The organism is Corynebacterium sp. HMSC076G08 (genome assembly GCF_001811515.1).
Taxonomy (GTDB): domain Bacteria; phylum Actinomycetota; class Actinomycetes; order Mycobacteriales; family Mycobacteriaceae; genus Corynebacterium; species Corynebacterium hiratae.
Window position 1 is genome coordinate 18,491 of the sequence record NZ_KV805009.1, and the last position, 19,000, is coordinate 37,490.

Genomic DNA, 19,000 nt, shown 5'->3' on the forward strand with positions numbered 1-19,000 from the left:
GTGCGGCGCTTAACGCCGACACATTAAAAGTCCTGCGGGCGCGGAATGTTGCGCAGGTTGGACTTCGCCATGGAGAGCATCTGGCCCACGCCACCGCCGAAGACGGTGCGGGTTGCCGCCTTAGAGAATCCGAGCAGCTGCTCAAAGGTCAGCGTCGGCGGCAAGGAGAGGGCGTTGGGGTCCGTGACGACGTCGATAAGCGCAGGCCCGTCGTAGGCCAAGGCCTCCTTGATGAGGCGCGGCGCGTCCTTCGGATCCTCGATGCGGAAGTGCTTGATGCCCGCACCCTCCGCAATTTTGGCGTAGTTGACGTGCTCGTGGTCGGTCTCATGCTCCGGCAGGCCCTGGACCAGCATCTCCAGCTTGACCATGCCGAGGGAAGAGTTGTTGAACACGAACATCTTCACCGGCAGGTTGTGCAGCTTCACCGTGAGCAGCTCGCCCATGAGCATGGAGAGCCCGCCGTCGCCGGAGAAGGTGATGACCTGGCGGTCCGGGTGCGCCGCCTGCGCACCGATGGCCATCGGCAGGGCGTTGGCCATGGTGCCGTGGCGGAAGGAACCGATCTGCTCGCGCTTACCGTTCGCAGTAATGTAGCGCGCGCCCCACACGTTGCACATACCGGTATCGACGGTGAAGATGGCGTCTTCATCGGCCTGCTGGTCAATGAGGTCGGCGATGTACTCCGGGTGGATCGGCGTGTGCTTCTCGACGCCGGAGGTGTAGGCCTCAACGACGTGATGCAGCTTGTCGTAGTGCTTCTTGAGCATCTTGTCGAGGAAGGAGCGGTCCTTCTTTTCATCGACGTGCGGCAGGATGTTCTCGATGGTGGCGGCGACATCGCCCGTCACCGGGTACTTGATGCGGGTGCGGCGGCCGATGTGGGAGCCATCGATGTCGACCTGGGCCACGTTGGCATCCGGCAGGAAGTCGTTGTAGGGGAAGTCCGTGCCCAGCAGGATGAGCAGGTCTGCCTCGTGGGTGGCCTCGTGTGCCGCACCGTAGCCGAGCAGGCCGGACATGCCGACGTCGAAGGGGTTGTCGTACTGGATGTACATCTTGCCACCCAGGGCGTGGCCGATAGGAGCCTTGATCTTCTCGGCCAACGCAAGAACCTGCTCGCGCGCATCCTTGACGCCGGCGCCAACGAAGAGGGCGACGGTCTTAGCCTCGTTAATGGCCTGGGTCAGCGCAGCGGCCTCTGCCGGGTCCGGGTAGACAACCGGGCGGCCGGAGGAAATAACGGAGGAGGTGAAGGTGTCCTCGTCCGCCTCTTGAGTGGAGACATCGCCCGGGATGACGAGGACGGACACGCCCTTGCCAGCCATGGTGCTCTGAATGGCATGGTGCAGGACCACACCTCCCTGCTCAGCAGAGTTGACCATCTCGCAGTAGCCGGAGCACTCCTGAAAGATGGCCTCAGGGTGGGTTTCCTGGAAGAACTTCGAGCCGATCTGGCGGGAAGGAATGTGGCTGGCTAGGGCAAGGACCTTGGCGCCGTTGCGGTGGGCGTCGTAAAGCCCCTGAATAAGGTGCGTATTTCCCGGGCCGCAGGAGGCGGCGCACACGGCGAGGTTGCCGGTGGTGAGGGAATCCGCCTCAGCGGCGAATGCCGCGGCCTCTTCGTTGCGGACGTGGACCCACTCGATGGAGGACTGCCGCACCGCGTCCACGATGGGGTTGAGGGAATCACCGACAAGCCCATAGATGCGCTTAACTCCCTGGGCTTCCAAGGTTTCTACGAGTTGCGTGGCGTAATTGCGTGCCATGTTGTACCTCTCTAACTTTTATCGCTAACGGCCCCCAGTGTTCTCCCTCCCGGTGGTGTTTCGCCACCATAAAGCTGCCTTCTCACGTCACGCGCACTTTGTGACTTTAACAACAAGTCAACATTCAAGACTTTGAAACTGTAACGACCGTTCGCTATAGTTTCGCAGCATGACAGACGTTCACACGAAAGCCTCCGCAGAGGCCTTAAGCACCTCAGCGACCCGACGGTGGATCTTTTTTAGTGTCATCTCCTTGGGTCTGCTCATGATCGGCTTGGACAACTCGATCCTTTACACTGCCCTGCCGGAGCTCTCCGAGCAGCTGCACGCCACCTCGCTGCAGCAGCTGTGGATCATCAACGCCTACGCGCTCATGCTCGCCGGCCTCCTCCTAGGCACCGGCACGTTAGGTGACAAGATCGGTCACCGCCGCATGTTCGTCATCGGCCTGTGGGTCTTCGGCATCGCTTCGCTGGCCGCCGCACTCGCCCCCGGCGCGTGGGAGCTCGTCGCCGCTCGCGCCTTCCTAGGTCTCGGTGCGTCCATCATGATGCCCGCTACCCTGGCGCTGATTCGCCTGACCTTTGAGGATGAGATTGAGCGCAACACCGCCATCGGCATTTGGGGCTCCATCGCCGTCGTCGGCGCGGCGGCGGGCCCCACGGTAGGCGGCTTCTTGCTCGAGCATTTCTGGTGGGGATCGGTCTTTTTGGTCAACGTGCCCATCGTCATCATCGCGCTCATCCTCACCGCCTTCCTCGCCCCGCCTAATGTGGCGAACCCGGCGAAGCAGTGGGATTTCTTGTCTTCCCTTTACGCGCTGATCACGCTGGCTTCGCTGGTGCTCGTCATCAAGTCTGTCGCCAGCTCCCATCTCAACGCCATGCTTATTGGCGGCGCGCTGGCTGCCTGTCTCATCGGTGCCATCCTCTTCACTCGCCGCCAGCACAAACTGAAGGAGCCGCTTCTCACCTTCGATATCTTCCGCTCGCCCATCTTCAGCGGCGGCGTGTTGGCCGCAGCCGGCGCCATGTTTGGCATGGCAGGGCTGGAAATGACCACCACGCAGAAGCTGCAGTTGGTGGACCTCTACTCCCCGCTGCACGCTGGGCTCATCATTTCCCTCATCGCGATTGCGGCGCTGCCGATGTCCGCGCTGGGCGGGGCTAACCTGCACCGCTGGGGTTTCTTGCCCATCATCGCTGGCGGCTTCCTCGCCATGGCAGCGGGCATTGGCGGCGTGGTGTGGGGCGGCACGCACGAGGTCTTCCCCGCATACCTGGCTGGTCTGTTCATCACTGGCCTCGGCGCGGGGTTCGTGATGTCGGTGTCCTCCACTGCCATCATCGGTGCCGCTCCTGCGTCACGCTCCGGCATGGCCGCGGGTGTGGAGGAAGTGTCCTATGAGTTTGGCACACTGCTGTCGATTGCGGTCACTGGATCAGTGCTGCCAATGCTCTACAAGAGCGGACTGCCCGAGGACATCCAGGACTTAGGCATGGAAGCACTCCACAACCCCGCACTCGCGGAGGCCGCCGGCGCCGCGTATAACGACGCCTACCTAGCCACCGCCGCTGGGCTCGGCGTAGTCATGCTCATTTTTGCCGCGGTCACCGGCTGGTGCTTCCGCAGCAATCCAACCTCAGGAGGTGCCGATGCCCCGCGTTAGTAAAAAGGTCGAGGCGCTCGAAAAAGCGCTCGCCATCATCGAAGAGGATGGCGTTCACGCGCTGACCTACGATTCCCTGGCCACCGCCACAGGCATGAGTAAGTCTGGGCTCATCTACCACTTCCCCACCCGCCACGAGCTGCTCATTGACTGCCACAAGCTCTGCGCGGAGCGCTGGGAGGAAGAGCTCGTCGGTCTCTCCGACGGCAAGACGGCAGACCAGCTGAGCCCGCGCCAGCGCTACCGTGCCGCGCTGGAGTCCATGGGAAAGAATGACCCGCTCATTGAATTGCTCATGTCCATCCACTCACAGTCCCATCCGGACTTCCAGAAGGTGTGGAGGGACGTCGACAGGCGCTGGCTCCCCGATCCTGCCTCGGAGGATGAATCCGTCGTGCTGGCTTCAATCATCGCCGACGGCCTGTGGGTCCACGATCACCTCACCGACCGCCCCCTACCGCCGCAAAGGCGCCGCGCGCTTATCGACGTCGCCTTGGGCCACCTCGCCGAATAGGCCCGAAAAGAGAGAAAGGGCCTTGAAAAAGGCCCTTTTGAGCTGGAGACGAGACTTGAACTCGCAACCTACGCATTACAAGTGCGTTGCGCTACCAATTGCGCCACTCCAGCACCGCGGCTCATCCGCTATGGGGAATCGTACCTGAGCCCACCCCATGGACGGAAAGCCAGGGTGGTTGCACTGCGAAAAAGCGGCCGTCAGGGGCCCGAAAAGCACTGGCAGGTGCATAAATCCGCGGCAGTTACTAAAGTGCTGACTTACCGAACCCAGAAGTGTTGTTGAGGTCTTTCTTTTCCGTGTCTGTTCTTTCTTCCTTGCGCCAGCGCCTGCTATACCGGTCGGCTCCGGTCGCCACCATCGACGCCGCTAAGGCCGCACCGCCGCCCTCCCCGCTCGCCCCTGTTGATCTCACCGATCCGGCCCAGGTCACCGGCGTCATGGAGATCGCCGCGCGCGTCGGCGAAATCCTGATTGCAGCGGGCTCAGCCAATACCGACGTGCAGGCACAGATTCACCTCGTCGCATCCTCCTATGGCCTGCACTACTGCCACGTGTCGATCCTGATGAACACCATCACTATCCACACCGCCATCGGCACAGGGCCGGATCGGCACAACCTCCACGTCTTCCGCGTGGCGCCGAGCATCGCCGTGGATTTCACCAAACTATCCGCCGTTGACAGGCTCATCCGCTCCATCCATTCCGGTGCTACGCCACCGGCAATGGCGGAGAAGATCTTGGATGACATCGATGCGATGAAGAACCCCTATTCCAAGACCACCATCGTCAGCGCGTGGGGTGCCATGGGTGGATTCATCGCCGTGATGCTGGGCGGTGACCTTCTCGTCGGTGTTGTCACCTTCCTCATTTCGGCACTCATCATGGGCACGAATATGTTCCTCGCCGGCTACCGGCTGCCGCCGTTCTATCAGAACCTTGTCGGCGGCCTGCTTGCCGTCATTCCCGCGGCCATCCTCTACAACGTTTTCGCGCGATTTGGCATCCAGATGCTACCCTCCCAAATCATCGGTTCCGGCATCGTCGTGCTGGTGGCGGGACTAACGCTCGTACAGTGCCTCGTGGACGGCATCACCCGCGCACCCGTGACCTCGTCCGCGAAGTTCTTTGAGGCTCTCATGTCCACCGGCGCCATCATCGCCGGCGTGGGCCTGGGTATCCAGGTGGCGTCGTGGTTGGGCTTTAGCCTTCCCCCACTAGCCACGCTCGCCCCGCCCGTCTATCACCAAATCCCACTGCTCGTACTGTGCGGCGGCATCGGCTCCGCCGCCTTTGCGCTGGCGCTGGGAGCCTCCTGGTCCGAGGTCACCATCTCCGGTCTCACGGCCGCCGCCGGTATGGTGTTCTACTACTTCCTCGTCGTCTTCTTGGGCGTCGGGGCCGTCATTGCCTCGGGCATTTCTGCCGCAGCGGTGGGCTTGGCCGGCGGCCTACTCTCCCGTCGCTACATGATGCCGCCACTCATCACTATGATCGTGGGCTATACGCCCATGCTTCCAGGCCTGACGTTGTACCGCGGCATGTACGCCATGCTCAACGAGCAGCTCATCACCGGCCTGACCAACCTGGCCAGCGCCCTCGCCATCGCCGGTGCACTTGCCGCCGGCGTCGTCTTCGGCGAGCGAGTCGCCCGCCGCCTGCGCCGCCCGCAGTACTTCCGCCCCTACACCGCCTTCAAGCGCCTAGGCACGTTCTCCTTCGCGCGCGCCACCCGCCTGGCGCAGCGCGCCCGCATTCCCCGCGTACCCCTGTCTCCCTTCGCCCCGCGCCACAATCTGCCGGCCCCGCCGCCGCAATATGGGCCCAAACCACCGACGCCCGCACAGCAGGCGCGCTTCCAGCAGGGCGATGCCATCACGGACATGTGGCCCGTTACCACGCAATTTCCGGCGCAGCGCCCCACCTACACGGTGCCCGGCAAAGATGACCCGAGCGCCCCAACGAAGTCGCAATAGCGTAGAATAGCCGGTCTGAAAGCTTTCATACTTCATCCCAGGAGGACTCCGTGCCACCAAAGGTCACAGATACCCAGCCCGCGGCTGACCAGACTCACGCAGTAGAGGAGGAGACCGCCCGCTCCGCGCGCCGCGTTGTCGCCACCTATGCGGAGGATTTCCTCGACGGCGTGACCCTCATGTCGATGCTGGGCGTCGAGCCAGAAGGCTTGGTCCACCGCAAGGTGCTGGCCGAGCAAGCCGATGCTGCCCCCAAGAAGAGCAGCAAGAAGGCCACGAAGAAGGCTTCTAAGAAATCCACGAAGAAGACGACTAAGAAGGCCACGAAGAAAGCCACCAAGAAGACAACTAAGAAGGCCACGAAGAAGGCAACTAAAAAGGCCGCAAAGAAGGCCTAGCTATGTCCGGGCGCACCAATAGCTTCGTCGTCGTTGCCAATCGCCTGCCGGTGGACCTCGAGACCGCCGCCGATGGCACCCGCGAGTGGAAGGCATCCCCCGGCGGCCTCGTCACCGCGCTCTCCCCGGTCTTGGAAGAACACCAGGGCTGCTGGGTGGGATGGCCGGGCGTAGCCGACGAAGCTCCCGAGCCCTTCACCACGGATAACGGTGTCCTCCTTCACCCGGTGCGCCTGACACAGGAGGATTTTGAGGCCTTCTATGAGGGCTTTTCCAACGCCACCCTGTGGCCGCTCTACCACGACCTCATCGTCACCCCCGTCTACAACCGCGACTGGTGGGATGCCTACCGCGAGGTCAACCTGCGTTTTGCCAACGAGGTAGCAACCGTCGCCGCAGAGAATGCCACGGTGTGGGTGCAGGACTATCAGCTCCAGCTCGTCCCCGGCATCCTGCGCCAGCTACGCCCCGACCTCACCATTGGATTCTTCCTGCACATTCCCTTCCCGTCCCCGGATCTCTTCCGCCAGTTGCCGTGGCGTGAGGAGTTGGTGCGGGGGCTTCTCGACGCCAACCTGATCGGCTTCCACCTCGAATCCAACGCCCGCAATTTCTTGGAGCTGGCCCGCACCCAAGGGCTGGACGTAGAAGGGGAGGTCAGCACCCGCGCGGTCACCGCTCGCATCGTGACCGGTAGCGGGCATTCTGTCGGGGTAGGCGCTTTCCCCATTTCCATTGCGGCGGGTGAATTCGCTGACGGTGGCGATGCGGGGGACGTCGCCCAGCTGCGTGCTGAGTTGGGGAACCCCAAGCACGTCATTTTGGGTGTGGACCGCCTGGATTACACGAAGGGGATCCTGCAGCGCCTCACCGCCTTCGAGGAGCTCCTCGAGACCGGTGCGCTGGACCCACACGAGGTAACCTTCGTCCAGCTGGCTACTCCTTCGCGCGAACGCATCGACCATTACCGCGCCACGCGTTCAAAGGTGGAGGAGGCCGTGGGCCGCATCAATGGCCGCTTTGGGCGCCTCGGCGCGCCGGTGGTGCATTACCAGCACAGCTCCGTTCCGAAGGAGGTCCTGCGCCGCTACTACCGGCTCGCGGACATCATGCTGGTCACGCCATTTAAGGACGGTATGAACCTAGTGGCCAAGGAATACGTGGCCTCCCACGGCGACGGCACAGGAGCGCTCGTGCTCTCCGAGTTTGCGGGCGCGGCAGCAGAGCTTACCCAAGCCAACCTGTGCAATCCCTTCGACATCGAATCCATCAAACGTGCGCTGCTCTCTGCGGTCAAGGCACTGGAGGAATCCCCCGAGACCATGCGCGAGCGCATGATTGCTATGAACGAGCAGGTGCGTCAGCACGATATCGCGCTGTGGTCGCAGTCCTTCCTCGGCGCACTGAACCAGGAGGAAGCATGATGCGGCGCCGGCTCACCGCTGTGCTCAGTACTGTGCTGCTTGCGCTTGGCCTAGCTGGATGCAGCTCCGCTAAGGAGGAACCTGCCCCGCGCGGCGATGACCGCATCGTGGGCAAGGATTGGCAGGTCATCAACCTCTACACCTCACCGGACGCTCCTTCCTCCCTCCCTGCCGATACTGCACACGTGCCCCATATGAGCTTCGGTGAGCACACTGCGGTGGGCTCAACTGGCTGCGTACCGTTTACCGCTGAGGTGTCCTTCCACAAGGATGACAAAACCTCCACGATCTGGGAGGGCGACGTCATGCGGGTGGAGAAAGCCACCTATGAAAGCCCACCGCGAAGCGGCGACTGCGAGGGCTCGATGCAATGGGCTGATTCGCTGATGCGCAACCTCATCGCCGAAGGCCATGAGTTCGACTTCGCGCTCAACCCCAACAACCAACTCGTGTTGACGCTGCGCACCGACAAGGTGGATTCACCGATTATCCGCATGGCCGCGCTATAGCTCCGAAGTTTCAGCGCTAGGGTGGGGAGCATGATTGATGCTCTCGCCGCCGCCGAACATTTAGCGGTTGTTTCCGACTTCGATGGCACCTTGGCCGGCTTCGCGCGCAACGCCTACGCAGTGCGCCCCGAGCAGCGCTCGCTGGATGCTCTCGCTGCCTTGGCGCAACTACCTAACACCACCGCGGCAGTGCTCTCTGGGCGCCACCTCGATGGCCTGATGCGAGTATGCCCGCTGCGCGAGCCGGTGCTTTTTGGTGGCTCGCATGGGGCCGAATCCTCGTGGGAAGAATCCGCGCTCACCCCGGAGATGGAAGCCTACTTGGCCAAGAAGGAAGCGGAAATCAAGGAGATTATCGCCCGCCACCCCGGCGCGGAGCTGGAGATCAAACCTTTCCAGCGGGTGCTGCACCTGCGGGCGCTGGAGTTGCAAGACCCGGACGCCGCCGCTGCTGCTTATGCGGAAGGCGAGGCCTTAAGCGCCGATGGTTTCCCCAAGACTGCGGGCAAGTGCGTCGTCGAGTTCTCCGCAACGCAGGCCACGAAGGGCACGTGGATTGACAAGCTTCGTCACCGCGTCGGGGCCACAGCGGTGGTCTTTTTAGGGGATGACACCACCGACGAAGACGGCTTCGCCGCGCTCAATCAGCCGCCGGACCTCGGTGTCAAGGTTGGTGAGGGCGCAACGCAGGCGGCGCTGCGCGTGCCCGATATCGCGGCGGTGACAGAGTTCCTCGAAGAACTCGCCGCCGCTCGCGCGCAGCACAGCTCTTAAGCCCCGACCGGCGCCACGGTGCGCCCCGGGCGGAAGGTGGTCTCCAACAACACGCGCGGCACCTCGCCGCGCCCCTCGATGAGGCTGGCCAGCATGCGCCCCGCCGCCGCCCCCTTTTCCTTGTTCGGCTGCACGACGGTGCTCAGGCCCAGCGCCAGGGCCGGCGCGATGCCATCGAAGCCGGTGACGGAGAGCTGCTCGGGAACCGCGATTCCATGATCGCGCGCATAAGCCATAACCCCGAGCGCCATCGAATCCGTCGTGCACAACACCGCGGTGAGATCCGGGTACTTAGTCAGCAGCTCCTCCGCGGCCGCGTAAGCCGTACGCGAATCGTTGATGTGTCGCGTCACCACGGGGATGTCTGCAGGATCGAGTCCCGCGTCTGCAAAAACATCGAGCGCACCCAATACACGTGAGCGCTGCACGTGCATGTCCGCCGCGGCCAGTTGTGCAGCCGTCACTTCGCCGTCGAGGCGTTCGCGGTGTAGTCGGATGGCAAGGATACCGATGCGGGTATGGGAGGCGTCGACAAGCGCCTGCGCCGCCGGGGCAATCGCGGCGCGGTCATCGATGCCCACGAAGGGCAAGCCCGAATCCGTGGGCTGGTCACACACCACCACCGGCAGGCCACGGCGCTGCACGGCGTCGAGGTAAGCATCTCCCGCCGCCACGGAATAGACCACGAAACCGTCGACGGCAGCTGAACCTACGAGTTGCGCGGCCTGGGCGTCGTTGGGCGCGCCGGCGGTATCCGGCCCGGCGGGGATGAGAGTCAACGTCGTGCTCGCCCCCGCCGAGGCCTCCGCCATGCCGGCGAGGAAATCCACCGAGGCCATGTCCTCGAAGGCATAGGACAGGTGCTCGGTGAGCAGCACCCCCAGTGAACCTTGGCGGCGCGTGCGCAAGCTGCGTGCGGTGGGATCCGGGCCTGTGTATCCACGCTCAGCCGCGGCGGCGAGGATCCGCTCGCGGGTGGCAGGCGCCAGCTGGTCCGGCCGGTTGTACGCGTTGGACACCGTGGTGGGCGAAACCCCAAGTTCGGCCGCTAGGGAGGCCAGCGTCGTGCTGCGTTTGGACATGACGGCAACATTACCCGTTTTCAACTCATTATCATTTGACAACAATTTTCACTAAACGTAGAAATAGGGACATGACCACTTCCCTCTCACGCCGTGCTTTCCGACGTCCCACCGCTCTCCTCTTCGCAGCCACCCTGGGCGCCGCCTCGCTGACCGCCTGTTCCTCCAGCGGCGATAACGCCGATAGCGGCTCGGATGCCGGTTCCGACAAGGAGGCCATTCAGGTCGTCGCCTCGACCTCCATCTGGGCTGATGTGGCCCAGGCGGTCGTCAACACCGCGCAGACCGACGTCAACATCGACGTCCACCCCATCGTGAGCGGTAACAGCGTGGACCCACACCACTTCGAGCCCACCGCCGCGGACATCGCCCGCGCTAACGAGGCCGACGTCATCATCGCCGGTGGCGGCGGCTACGACGCCTGGCTCTACCAGGCCGTCAAGAACCAGGACCAGATCATTCACGCGCTCCCGCTTACCGCGCACGATCATGGTGATCATGATCATGGCGAGCATGATCATGGAGAGGAACACGACCACGCGCATGATGAGCATGATCATGACGAGCATGGTCATGACGACCATGGCCATGGAGAAGGTCATGACCATGACCACGCTCACGAAGGCGACACCGTGACCATGGACGAGGCCAAGAAGATCGCCGCCGAGCACCCCGAGCAGGTCACCAACATCGATGGCAACGAGCACGTGTGGTACGACGCCGCAGCCATCGAGAAGGTGGCGACCGAAGTGGCCGAGCTCGTTAACGAGACCAACCCAGAGGCTAAGGCCACCGCCGATCCGCTAGTCGAGCGCGTGGAGGGCCTGAAGGCACGCATCGAGAAGCTCCCGCAGCGCAACTACGCGCAGACCGAGCCCATCGCGGACTACATCTTCAAGTACACCGACAGCACCGACGCCACCCCGGAGGGCTACCGCAAGGCCACCGTCGCTGAGGGCGAGCCCACCGCCGCCGATTTGGCCCGCTTCCTTGAGGACATCAAGCAGGACAAGATCGACCTGCTCATCTTTAACCCACAGACCGAAACCGACATGACCAAGCGCATCCGCGCCGCCGCCGAGGATAAGAACATCCCGGTGGTAGAGATTGGTGAAACCCCGCCGGAGGGGACCAACTTCCTCGACTACTACGAGGAAGTCGTCAACGCACTCGAGGCTGTGTAAGTGCTCATCTCTTTTAAGAACGCCGCAGTAGAACCGCTGTGGTCGGACATGAACCTCGCCGTAGACCGCGGCGAGTTCATCGCCGTTTTAGGCCCCAACGGCGTGGGCAAATCCACGCTCCTCGGCACTATCTTGGGTACCCGCCAGCTCACCGCGGGCAGCGTAGATATCAACTGCCGTGTGGGCTTTATCCCGCAGCAAAGGATGTTCCCTCAGGACCTGCCCCTGCGCGCCCGAGACCTCGTGTCGCTGTCCCTGGCGCATGGCACGCTGCGCAACCGACGTCCTGCCCGGGGGCGCGTGGACGAGCTCCTCGCCGAAGTTGGCGCCACCGGCATCGCTGACCGCCGCGTGGGCCAGCTCTCCGGCGGGCAGCAACAGCTCATCCGCCAGGCCCAGGCCCTGGCTAATAACCCAGAGCTCATCCTCGCGGACGAGCCGCTATTGTCCTTGGACCCGGCACGGCAGCAGGCGACCGTCGAGAAGCTCAATGCGTGGCGCCACGAGCGCAGCACCTCTGTGCTTTTTGTTACCCACGGCATCAACCCGGTGCTGGGAGTGGTGGATAAGGTGCTCTACCTCGCGCCCAATGGTCACATGTTCGGCACGGTCGATGAGGTCATGCGCTCCGAAGTGCTCTCGGAACTCTATGGCTCCTCCGTGACAGTCCTCAACGTCGATGGGAGGCTCATCGTTGTCTAAATTCATCGAAGATACCCAGTACCTGCTGGGCGTTGATTTTGTGCAATCCTCGCTCATCGCCTGCGCGCTGCTCGGAATCCTTTCCGGAGTGATGACCTCACTCATCGTCCTGCGCCACATGTCCTTCTCTGTGCACGCCACCTCAGAGCTCGCGCTCATGGGCGCGGCCGCAGCGTTGCTGTTCGGTCTCAACATCGGCTTCGGTGCGATTGCCGGCGCCATCGTCGCGGCCATCATCCTGGCGGTGCTGGGGCTCAAGGGCCAACAAGACAGCGCTATCGGCGTGGTCATGAGTTTCGGCCTGGGTCTCTCGGTTTTGTTCCTGCACCTCTACCCCGGCAACGCCAAGACCGCGATGACGCTGCTGACAGGACAGATCGTCGGTGTTTCCTCCGCCTCGGTGTGGCTGCTCGCCGCCACGACCGCCATCATCGTTGCCGTGGTGGTGCTCTTCTGGCGCCCGCTGCTTTTCGCCTCCGCGGACCCCGTCATGGCCCAGGCGGCCGGCCTGCCGGTCAGGTGGCTCGCGGTGGGTTTCGCCATCCTCGTGGGTCTGACGGCCGCGCAGTCGGTGCAGATTGTCGGCTCGCTGTTGGTCATGGCGCTGCTCATCACCCCGGGTGCCGCGGCGGTGCAGGTAACTTCCTCCCCGCTGCGCGCGGTGGTGTGGTCCACCATCTTCGCGGAAGTCTCCGCCGTGGGCGGCTTCCTGCTCTCCCTGGCACCTGGCTTACCGGTATCGGTGTTCGTGACCACGATTTCCTTCATCATCTACCTGGTGTGCCGCTTCATCGGCTGGCAGCGCGGGCGCACCGCCGTGCGCGATGACATCGCCGCCGCACGCTTCCACCGCGAGCACAAGGCCGTTGGCGAAGAACACCACACGAGCACCCACGATGAGCGCTGCGCGCACACCGACTAAACTGTCTGCCCGTGAAAGAATCCCTGGAACTCGATGGCCGCACCCGCACCTTCATCACCGTGGAGCCCGCTGAGCCAGGCGGGGATCTAATCCTCTTCTTCCACGGTTCGCTGCAATCCGGCAGTGTGCTCCGCAGGTTTACGGCCAATACCTTCGATGAAATGGCCCAGCGCACCGGCCGCGTCATCATCTATCCGGAGGGCGTGGACCGCCACTTCAACGATGCCCGCGGCACCTTGCCGGTCAAGGCCCGGGAGCTCGGCGTCGACGACGTCGCCTTTGCCCGCGCCCTGGTGGAGCTGGCCCAGCAGCGCTACGGCACACAGCGCACGTTTGCCTGTGGCTACTCCAACGGTGGGCAGATGGTGCTGCGCCTGCTTTTCGACGCCCCTGGTCTCCTCGACGCCGCCTGCGTCTTCGCCTCCACCCTGGGCTCCGGCGCTAACCACGCGCCGAGCAACCCGGACTCGGCCTACCTGCCCACCCCGGTCCTACTCATGCACGGCACTGCCGATCCGCTTGCTCCCTATGAGGGCGGCGTGGCCGGGCTGGATGCGACCCGCACGCGCGGCAAGGTGACCTCAGCGCCGTGGACGGCCGCGCGCTTGGCACAGCTCAATGGCCTAACTGGAGAGCCTCAGGTGACCCACCCTTACGAGGCAGTGACCACAAGGACGTGGGCGGGCGAGAACCCCGTGGTGCTGTGGACGATGGAGGGCACCGGACACGTCATCCCGTCCGGCAACCAACTCGATGCCCGCCTCGGCCCCAACACGGATGCCTTTCTGGCAGCCGATGTCGTCGAGGGCTTCTTCGCCCGCGTTTCTTAATTCTCTACCTCCACACACGGGCACAACTGCCCGAGTTGCCAAAGATCTGGCCAGATCTTGAATCAGCGCGGAGAAGTTTGGCAGGTAGGCCAGTGCCGTGTGGACGCGGCGCCTTAAGCGCCGCGCGCGCGACGCTGGCGGGCGAACTCCGAAAGAACCGCGCCCGCTGCCACGGAGGCGTTGAGGGATTCGACCCAGTCCGTCATGGGGATGGACATGATGGCATCGCAATTCTCGCGGACGAGGCGCGAAATGCCCTTGCCCTCAGAGCCGATGACGATGACAACGGGGTCAGTGCCACCGTTGTAGGTGTCGAGCGTGTGCTCGCCTCCGGCATCCAGGCCGACGACCTGGTAGCCGGCCTTCTGGAAGTCCTGAACCGTGCGGGTCACGTTGGTCACGCGAGCCACCGGCAGGCGCGCAGCAGTGCCGGCAGAGGTACGCCAAGCCACCGCGGTGACGGAGGCAGAGCGGCGCTCTGGGATGATAACGCCGTGGCCGCCGAAGGCCGCGACGGAGCGGATGACCGCGCCGAGGTTGCGCGGGTCAGTGATGTTATCGAGGATGACGAACATACCCGGTTCCTGGGCATCGCGCGCGCGGTCCATGAGATCGTGCACATCGGCGTACTTGTACGGCGGGATCTGCAGGCCAATGCCCTGGTGCATGCCGTTTCCGGTCATGCGATCCATCTCGTGGCGCTGGACCTCGAGAATCGGGATGTTGCGGGTATTGCACATGGCCACCGCCTCGGAAAGGCGGGCGTCGTTGCGTGTGCCCTGCACGATGTAAAGGGAGGTAGCAGGCACCTTGGCGTGCAGGCACTCGATGACCGGGTTGCGGCCAACGACCATCTCCGCGGTCTCCTTCTGGTGACGGCCCGAATTGCGGCGCTCGCGCTCCAGCTTCGCCTTGTGCTTGGCGTGGTAGATACGGTCCTCCGCCTTAGGCGTGGGGCCCTTGCCTGCCAAGCCCTTGCGGCGCTGGCCACCAGAGCCCTTCGTGGCGCCCTTCTTATTCGTCTTGCGGATACCTGCGCCGCCGCGGCCATGGGTACGTGCCATAGATCTTCTCCTTTGTTGTCCTCGGCTTATGCAGAGGACGTTAATCCGCCAGGGACCAGGTGGGGCCGTCGGCGGTGTCGGTGATGGTAATACCCGCGGCTGCAAGGCGGTCGCGCACGGCGTCCGCAGTAGCCCAATCCTTTTCTGCGCGGGCGGTAGTGCGACGCTCCAGCTCGGCCCGAACGAGAACGTCCAGGGCCGCTTCAGCGCCGCTTTCTTCGCCACTATCTTTCCACTGTTCATCCAGTGGATCAAAGCCAAGAACCGCGGCCATGGCGCGCACAGCCCCGGCGAGGCGCTCAGCCTCTTCACGGTTGCCGTCGCTCAGCGCCTTATTGCCCGCGCGCACGGTGGTGTGGATTTCCGCCAGTGCCTTCGGCACAGCGATGTCATCATTCATCGCTTCTTCGAAGGCCTGGGTCCACTCGCCCTTCTCGACGCCCTCGAACTTGCCTACGAAATCCTCGATGCGGCGATAGCCGGCTGCGGCCTCGGTCAGCGCTGCCTCGGAATATTCGAGCACCGAGCGGTAGTGCGCGGAGCCCAGGTAGTAGCGCAGCTCCACCGGGCGGACGATCTCCAGCATGTTGGCAATGGAGAGGACGTTGCCCAAGGACTTCGACATCTTCTCACCGGCCATGGTGACCCAGTGGTTATGCATCCAGTAGTTGGCGAACTTGTCCCCCGCCGCATGAGACTGCGCGATCTCATTTTCGTGGTGCGGGAACTGCAGGTCCAAGCCGCCGCAGTGGATATCGAACTCGCTGCCTAGGTAGTACGTGGACATGACCGAGCACTCCAAGTGCCAGCCCGGTCGGCCACGACCCCACGGGGTGGGCCAGGATGGCTCGCCCGGCTTAGCCGCCTTCCACAGAGCGAAGTCCTGGGGGCTGCGCTTGCCCGCGTTGTCTGTTTCGCCCTGTTCCATTTCCTCGACGCGGTTGCCGGACAGCGAACCGTAGTCCGAGCCTTCCGTGGCATTCCACGCCGCGACGTCGAAGTAGACGGAGCCAACACCGTCTTCGCCAGGCACGGCATAAGCAAAGCCGGCGTCGATAAGCCGCTGCATGTACTCCACCATCTGGGTGACAAAGCCCGTCGCGCGCGGCTCCACGGAAGGGGGCAGAACTCCCAGGGTGTTGTAGGCCTTGGTGAACTCGCGCTCATAGGTGGATACCCACTCCCACCAGGGGCGGTTATTCTCAGCGGCCTTAGTGAGGATCTTGTCATCGATATCGGTGACGTTGCGCACGAGTGCCACGTCATAGCCTTGCGCGCTAAGCCAGCGGCGCAGGATGTCGAAGGCAACGCCGGAGCGCAGGTGGCCAATATGCGGCTGGGACTGCGGGGTGGCACCGCACAGGTAGATCGACGCGTGGCCGGGGCGAACCGGCTCGAACTCACGTTGGCTGCGGGTGGCGGTATCAAAAATGCGCAAAGTACTCACCTGGCCTAGTCTAATTGACTCGCGTCCGGCGGCTAGCGCGGGACGGCCTAGGCGCGCCAGACCACGGCGGTGGCCACGGCAGCGCGGCCCTCCTTGCGGCCGGTGAAGCCAAGGTGATCCGTCGTCGTCGCAGAGACGGACACTGGGGCGCCGAGGATGTCGCTCAGAACGGCCTCGGCTTCCTTCCGCCGCGGGCCCATCTTGGGGCTCTGGCCAACCAGTTGCGCAGCGGCGTTGCCGATGATGAAGCCTTCCTTTTCCAGCAGCTCGCGGCACTCACGCAGCAGCTGGGCGCCGGAAACCCCGTCGTACTCTGGCCGGCCCACGCCAACGAAGGAGCCGAGGTCGCCGAGGTTGGAGGCGGAAAGCAGAGCGTCGACAAGCGCGTGGCTCACCACGTCCCCATCGGAGTGGCCCTCGCAGCCATCCACGTCCTCGAAGAGGAGACCTGCGATCCAGCAGGGTTTTCCGGGCTCAATCTGGTGGGCGTCGGTGGCGATTCCCACGCGCGGGATAATCGGGTTAGTCACTAGGCACCTCGAAGATGGTCGGTTCGGCCTCATCCGTCACGGCCTTCGCCAGGACGAGGTCGATGGGAGTGGTGATTTTAAACGCGAAGGTGTCTCCCTGCACGGTCTCCACGCGCTCGCCGTGCCATTCCATCAGGCTGGCGTCATCCGTGGCGACAAAGTCAGGGTCCTGCGCCCAATAGTCTAGGTTGGCGCGGCGCAGCGCGGCCAGGTTAAAACCCTGCGGGGTCTGCACGGCGCGCAGGCGGGAGCGATCCGGAGTAGACAGCACCGTGGTCCCCTCGACTTCTTTGATGGTATCCGCCACGGGAAGGACCGGGATAACTGCGGTGGCCCCGTCGAGCACGCGCTTGGCGACGCGCGCGATCATCCCCGGCGGCGTCAACGCCCGGGCGGCGTCGTGGACCAGCACCACGGCATCCTCTTCTGGGATGGCTTGCAGGCCCGCCCAGACGGAATCGGCGCGCTCACCCCCGCCGTGGACGATGCGTACGGGCACATCAGAATCGATGCGGTCGAGGATGCTGGTGGCATAATCCTCCATGGCGGGGCTGACGAGAACGATGACTTCATCGACAAATTCCGAGGTAATCATGGCCTTCACGGAGCGTTCAAGCAGGGTACTTCCGCGCAGCTCCACGTAGGCCTTAGGAATGTCAGCGCCGAGGCGCGTTCCCTGGCCGGCCGCCGCGACGAGGGCGATCACGCGGCGGGTATTAGTCTTCGTCGTCGAAGGAGAGGTCATCGAGATCGACGTCATTGTCAATGTCGGTGGTGATGGACTTGTCCTCGACCAAGCCGGCGGCGCGGTGGCGCTCGATGGTGGCGTTGATTTCCTCCATCATGGTGTCCGCCTTCTTGTCATCGACCGGCTTAGCCAGGGAAAGCTCACCGACCAGAATCTGGCGGGCCTTGGCAAGCATGCGCTTCTCACCGGCGGACAGGCCGCGGTCCTGATCGCGGCGCCACAAGTCACGCACGACTTCTGCCACCTTGTTGATATCGCCGGATGCAAGGCGCTCCTGGTTGGCCTTATAGCGGCGGGACCAGTTGCCGGCCTCCTCCACGTCTTCTTCGCGCAAAACGGAGAAGACCTTCTCGAGGCCTTCCTTGCCCACAACATCACGCACGCCCACCATCTCAACGTTCTTGGAGGGCACACGAACCACGAGGTCGGACTGGTTGATCTGGAGGACGAGATACTCGAGCTCCTCGCCGCCCATCTCGCGCTTTTCAATCGCCGTAATCTTGGCGGCGCCGTGGTGGGGGTAGACGACGACCTCTCCGACCTTAAATTCCATTGCCACTCCTTATGAAGCCTTTGAGACGGTGCCCATCGTGCGCTCTCGGCGTACTCTCAGTGGGCCGCATATACAGGGTATCTACTCTAGCACGCAGTTTTCCGGCACTGCTCCCCCACCCAAGCCCGTAGAGCAGCTCGCTTTACACCACGATGACGGCCAACATAAAGCGCGGCTACCCCCGGTTTACCCAAGAGGTTTGTCGGAAACTGTGTGCTTTTACTGCGGAGGTACTAGGCTAAAGCGTTGATAAGCTTTGTGATCGCAATTCAATGGAGGACACTCACAGTGCAGTCCCTGAAGTCCGCCGCTCGCTGCGGTGCCATCATGTCAGTTACCGCCCTCTCCGCGCTGGCCTTGGCGTCCTGCTCGGCCGGTCATGTTGCTCAGACCGCGGAAAAGGTCATTGCTGTCGACGGCGCATCCGCAAGCACCGAAGATGGCAAGGTGGCCGTGCGTGACGTCACCATTCAGGTTGAGCCGGACACCGGTGAGACCTCCCTGAAGTTCGTGGCCGTCAACCAGGGCTACAAGGTCGACGACGTCGTCCTCGAGTCCGTGAGCGTCGACGGCCAGGACGTACCACTGGAAGGCGCAGAGCCGCTTCCTCGCGATCACGCCCTCTACGCTGATTCCCAGACGAACCTGGACCGTCTCCCGAAGGACGGCAAGGACAAGAACATCACCTACGTGGCCACCACCCTAGAGAACGACGGCTTCGCCTTCGGCGGCGCCCGCCCGGTGACCTTCACTTTTAACACCGGCACCATCGAGGTTGACGCCACCGTGTCCGCCTCCCCGCTGCAGTCCGGTGACTTTGACCGCGACCCGCAGTCCACCGAGGGCTACGCCGAGAACAAGTAAGCCTTTTCTTCATAGAGAACCGCCCCAGCCGCCAAAGTTTT

General features: G+C 63.4%; 19 protein-coding genes and 1 tRNA gene. 12 read left to right on the forward strand and 8 right to left on the reverse strand.

The genetic code is table 11. The features are described 5' to 3' along the window. Positions 1-23: 23 nt before the first annotated feature. On the reverse strand, positions 24-1,769 hold the full coding sequence (locus tag HMPREF2806_RS01630) for a pyruvate dehydrogenase (RefSeq protein WP_070515843.1): 1,746 nt from the start codon (positions 1,767-1,769) through the stop codon (positions 24-26). A 169-nt stretch (positions 1,770-1,938) separates the two neighbouring features. Here HMPREF2806_RS01630 and HMPREF2806_RS01635 point away from each other — a divergent pair, with 169 nt between their 5' ends. Both HMPREF2806_RS01635 and HMPREF2806_RS01640 read left to right on the forward strand, forming a co-directional pair. Further along, positions 1,939-3,438 carry an MFS transporter gene (locus HMPREF2806_RS01635; RefSeq protein ID WP_049154745.1) on the forward strand — a complete coding sequence of 500 codons (1,500 nt, stop codon included), beginning with the start codon at positions 1,939-1,941 and terminating at the stop codon, positions 3,436-3,438. Next, positions 3,425-3,952, forward strand: coding sequence for a TetR/AcrR family transcriptional regulator (locus HMPREF2806_RS01640; RefSeq protein WP_070511059.1), 528 nt, complete (start codon positions 3,425-3,427; stop codon positions 3,950-3,952). The genes HMPREF2806_RS01635 and HMPREF2806_RS01640 overlap by 14 nt, the downstream gene beginning before the upstream one ends. Before the next feature lie 40 nt (positions 3,953-3,992). Here HMPREF2806_RS01640 and HMPREF2806_RS01645 read toward each other — a convergent pair. Then, a tRNA-Thr gene (locus tag HMPREF2806_RS01645) sits at positions 3,993-4,065 on the reverse strand. A 186-nt stretch (positions 4,066-4,251) separates the two neighbouring features. Here HMPREF2806_RS01645 and HMPREF2806_RS01650 point away from each other — a divergent pair. Genes HMPREF2806_RS01650 through otsB form a run of 5 tightly spaced genes read left to right on the forward strand, consistent with a single transcriptional unit; the run spans position 4,252 to position 9,033 of the window. Beyond that, positions 4,252-5,928 carry a threonine/serine exporter ThrE gene (locus HMPREF2806_RS01650; protein ID WP_046649278.1) on the forward strand — a complete coding sequence of 559 codons (1,677 nt, stop codon included), beginning with the start codon at positions 4,252-4,254 and terminating at the stop codon, positions 5,926-5,928. A gap of 50 nt (positions 5,929-5,978) precedes the next feature. Further along, positions 5,979-6,326 carry a hypothetical protein gene (locus HMPREF2806_RS01655; RefSeq protein ID WP_046649277.1) on the forward strand — a complete coding sequence of 116 codons (348 nt, stop codon included), beginning with the start codon at positions 5,979-5,981 and terminating at the stop codon, positions 6,324-6,326. A 2-nt stretch (positions 6,327-6,328) separates the two neighbouring features. Further along, positions 6,329-7,750, forward strand: coding sequence for an alpha,alpha-trehalose-phosphate synthase (UDP-forming) (locus HMPREF2806_RS01660; RefSeq protein WP_070515845.1), 1,422 nt, complete (start codon positions 6,329-6,331; stop codon positions 7,748-7,750). Further along, on the forward strand, positions 7,747-8,259 hold the full coding sequence (locus HMPREF2806_RS01665; protein ID WP_070515847.1) for a hypothetical protein: 513 nt from the start codon (positions 7,747-7,749) through the stop codon (positions 8,257-8,259). Before HMPREF2806_RS01660 ends, HMPREF2806_RS01665 begins: the two co-directional genes overlap by 4 nt. Positions 8,260-8,289: 30 nt before the next feature. Further along, complete coding sequence (gene otsB / locus HMPREF2806_RS01670; protein WP_070511068.1) at positions 8,290-9,033, forward strand: trehalose-phosphatase; 744 nt, start codon at positions 8,290-8,292, stop codon at positions 9,031-9,033. Here the strand turns inward: otsB and HMPREF2806_RS01675 are convergent. Then, on the reverse strand, positions 9,030-10,115 hold the full coding sequence (locus HMPREF2806_RS01675; protein ID WP_070511070.1) for a LacI family DNA-binding transcriptional regulator: 1,086 nt from the start codon (positions 10,113-10,115) through the stop codon (positions 9,030-9,032). The two genes, otsB and HMPREF2806_RS01675, sit on opposite strands and share 4 nt — an antisense overlap. A 71-nt stretch (positions 10,116-10,186) precedes the next feature. On the opposite strand from HMPREF2806_RS01675, the gene HMPREF2806_RS01680 reads away from it, so the two are divergent. From HMPREF2806_RS01680 to HMPREF2806_RS01695, 4 genes are read left to right on the forward strand one after another with little or no spacing between them, the layout of a single operon-like run. Beyond that, positions 10,187-11,299, forward strand: a complete 1,113-nt coding sequence (locus tag HMPREF2806_RS01680; protein WP_070515849.1) for a metal ABC transporter solute-binding protein, Zn/Mn family — start codon at positions 10,187-10,189, stop codon at positions 11,297-11,299. Beyond that, entirely contained in the window at positions 11,300-12,001 is a 702-nt protein-coding gene (locus tag HMPREF2806_RS01685; protein WP_070515851.1) for a metal ABC transporter ATP-binding protein, read from the forward strand. It begins immediately after the preceding gene. Then, the gene (locus HMPREF2806_RS01690) at positions 11,979-12,923 is read left to right on the forward strand and encodes a metal ABC transporter permease (protein WP_198531303.1); all 945 of its coding nucleotides are present in this window, start codon (positions 11,979-11,981) and stop codon (positions 12,921-12,923) included. Before HMPREF2806_RS01685 ends, HMPREF2806_RS01690 begins: the two co-directional genes overlap by 23 nt. Positions 12,924-12,934: 11 nt before the next feature. After that, complete coding sequence (locus HMPREF2806_RS01695; protein WP_232745222.1) at positions 12,935-13,753, forward strand: CE1 family esterase; 819 nt, start codon at positions 12,935-12,937, stop codon at positions 13,751-13,753. Between the two features lie 113 nt (positions 13,754-13,866). Here HMPREF2806_RS01695 and rlmB read toward each other — a convergent pair whose 3' ends face one another. The 5 genes from rlmB to HMPREF2806_RS01720 are packed head-to-tail and all read right to left on the reverse strand — an operon-like array spanning position 13,867 to position 18,095. Next, positions 13,867-14,817 carry a 23S rRNA (guanosine(2251)-2'-O)-methyltransferase RlmB gene (gene rlmB, locus HMPREF2806_RS01700; protein WP_046649269.1) on the reverse strand — a complete coding sequence of 317 codons (951 nt, stop codon included), beginning with the start codon at positions 14,815-14,817 and terminating at the stop codon, positions 13,867-13,869. Positions 14,818-14,857: 40 nt separating this feature from the next. Beyond that, positions 14,858-16,264 carry a cysteine--tRNA ligase gene (gene cysS / locus HMPREF2806_RS01705; protein ID WP_070515856.1) on the reverse strand — a complete coding sequence of 469 codons (1,407 nt, stop codon included), beginning with the start codon at positions 16,262-16,264 and terminating at the stop codon, positions 14,858-14,860. A gap of 47 nt (positions 16,265-16,311) precedes the next feature. Beyond that, positions 16,312-16,794 (reverse strand): 2-C-methyl-D-erythritol 2,4-cyclodiphosphate synthase, encoded by a 483-nt coding sequence (gene ispF, locus HMPREF2806_RS01710; protein WP_070515858.1) that lies wholly within the window; start codon positions 16,792-16,794, stop codon positions 16,312-16,314. Continuing rightward, positions 16,787-17,539 carry a 2-C-methyl-D-erythritol 4-phosphate cytidylyltransferase gene (gene ispD / locus HMPREF2806_RS01715; protein WP_070515860.1) on the reverse strand — a complete coding sequence of 251 codons (753 nt, stop codon included), beginning with the start codon at positions 17,537-17,539 and terminating at the stop codon, positions 16,787-16,789. The genes ispF and ispD overlap by 8 nt, the downstream gene beginning before the upstream one ends. Next, complete coding sequence (locus HMPREF2806_RS01720) at positions 17,511-18,095, reverse strand: CarD family transcriptional regulator (protein WP_070511088.1); 585 nt, start codon at positions 18,093-18,095, stop codon at positions 17,511-17,513. The genes ispD and HMPREF2806_RS01720 overlap by 29 nt, the downstream gene beginning before the upstream one ends. Before the next feature lie 288 nt (positions 18,096-18,383). Between HMPREF2806_RS01720 and HMPREF2806_RS01725 the strand changes: the two genes are divergently transcribed. Next, positions 18,384-18,959 (forward strand): hypothetical protein, encoded by a 576-nt coding sequence (locus tag HMPREF2806_RS01725; RefSeq protein WP_070511090.1) that lies wholly within the window; start codon positions 18,384-18,386, stop codon positions 18,957-18,959. The last annotated feature ends 41 nt before the right edge of the window (positions 18,960-19,000 follow it).

Bases quoted from the DNA above. Each gene is read 5' to 3' on its own strand.
- otsB (WP_070511068.1), top strand. From the start codon at position 8,290: ATGATTGATGCTCTCGCCGCCGCCGAACATTTAGCGGTTGTTTCCGAC.
- rlmB (WP_046649269.1), bottom strand. From the start codon at position 14,817: ATGGCACGTACCCATGGCCGCGGCGGCGCAGGTATCCGCAAGACGAAT.
- HMPREF2806_RS01690 (WP_198531303.1), top strand. From the start codon at position 11,979: ATGGGAGGCTCATCGTTGTCTAAATTCATCGAAGATACCCAGTACCTG.
- HMPREF2806_RS01680 (WP_070515849.1), top strand. From the start codon at position 10,187: ATGACCACTTCCCTCTCACGCCGTGCTTTCCGACGTCCCACCGCTCTC.
- HMPREF2806_RS01720 (WP_070511088.1), bottom strand. From the start codon at position 18,095: ATGGAATTTAAGGTCGGAGAGGTCGTCGTCTACCCCCACCACGGCGCC.
- HMPREF2806_RS01675 (WP_070511070.1), bottom strand. From the start codon at position 10,115: ATGTCCAAACGCAGCACGACGCTGGCCTCCCTAGCGGCCGAACTTGGG.
- HMPREF2806_RS01635 (WP_049154745.1), top strand. From the start codon at position 1,939: ATGACAGACGTTCACACGAAAGCCTCCGCAGAGGCCTTAAGCACCTCA.
- HMPREF2806_RS01665 (WP_070515847.1), top strand. From the start codon at position 7,747: ATGATGCGGCGCCGGCTCACCGCTGTGCTCAGTACTGTGCTGCTTGCG.
- HMPREF2806_RS01640 (WP_070511059.1), top strand. From the start codon at position 3,425: ATGCCCCGCGTTAGTAAAAAGGTCGAGGCGCTCGAAAAAGCGCTCGCC.
- ispD (WP_070515860.1), bottom strand. From the start codon at position 17,539: ATGACCTCTCCTTCGACGACGAAGACTAATACCCGCCGCGTGATCGCC.
- HMPREF2806_RS01630 (WP_070515843.1), bottom strand. From the start codon at position 1,769: ATGGCACGCAATTACGCCACGCAACTCGTAGAAACCTTGGAAGCCCAG.
- HMPREF2806_RS01660 (WP_070515845.1), top strand. From the start codon at position 6,329: ATGTCCGGGCGCACCAATAGCTTCGTCGTCGTTGCCAATCGCCTGCCG.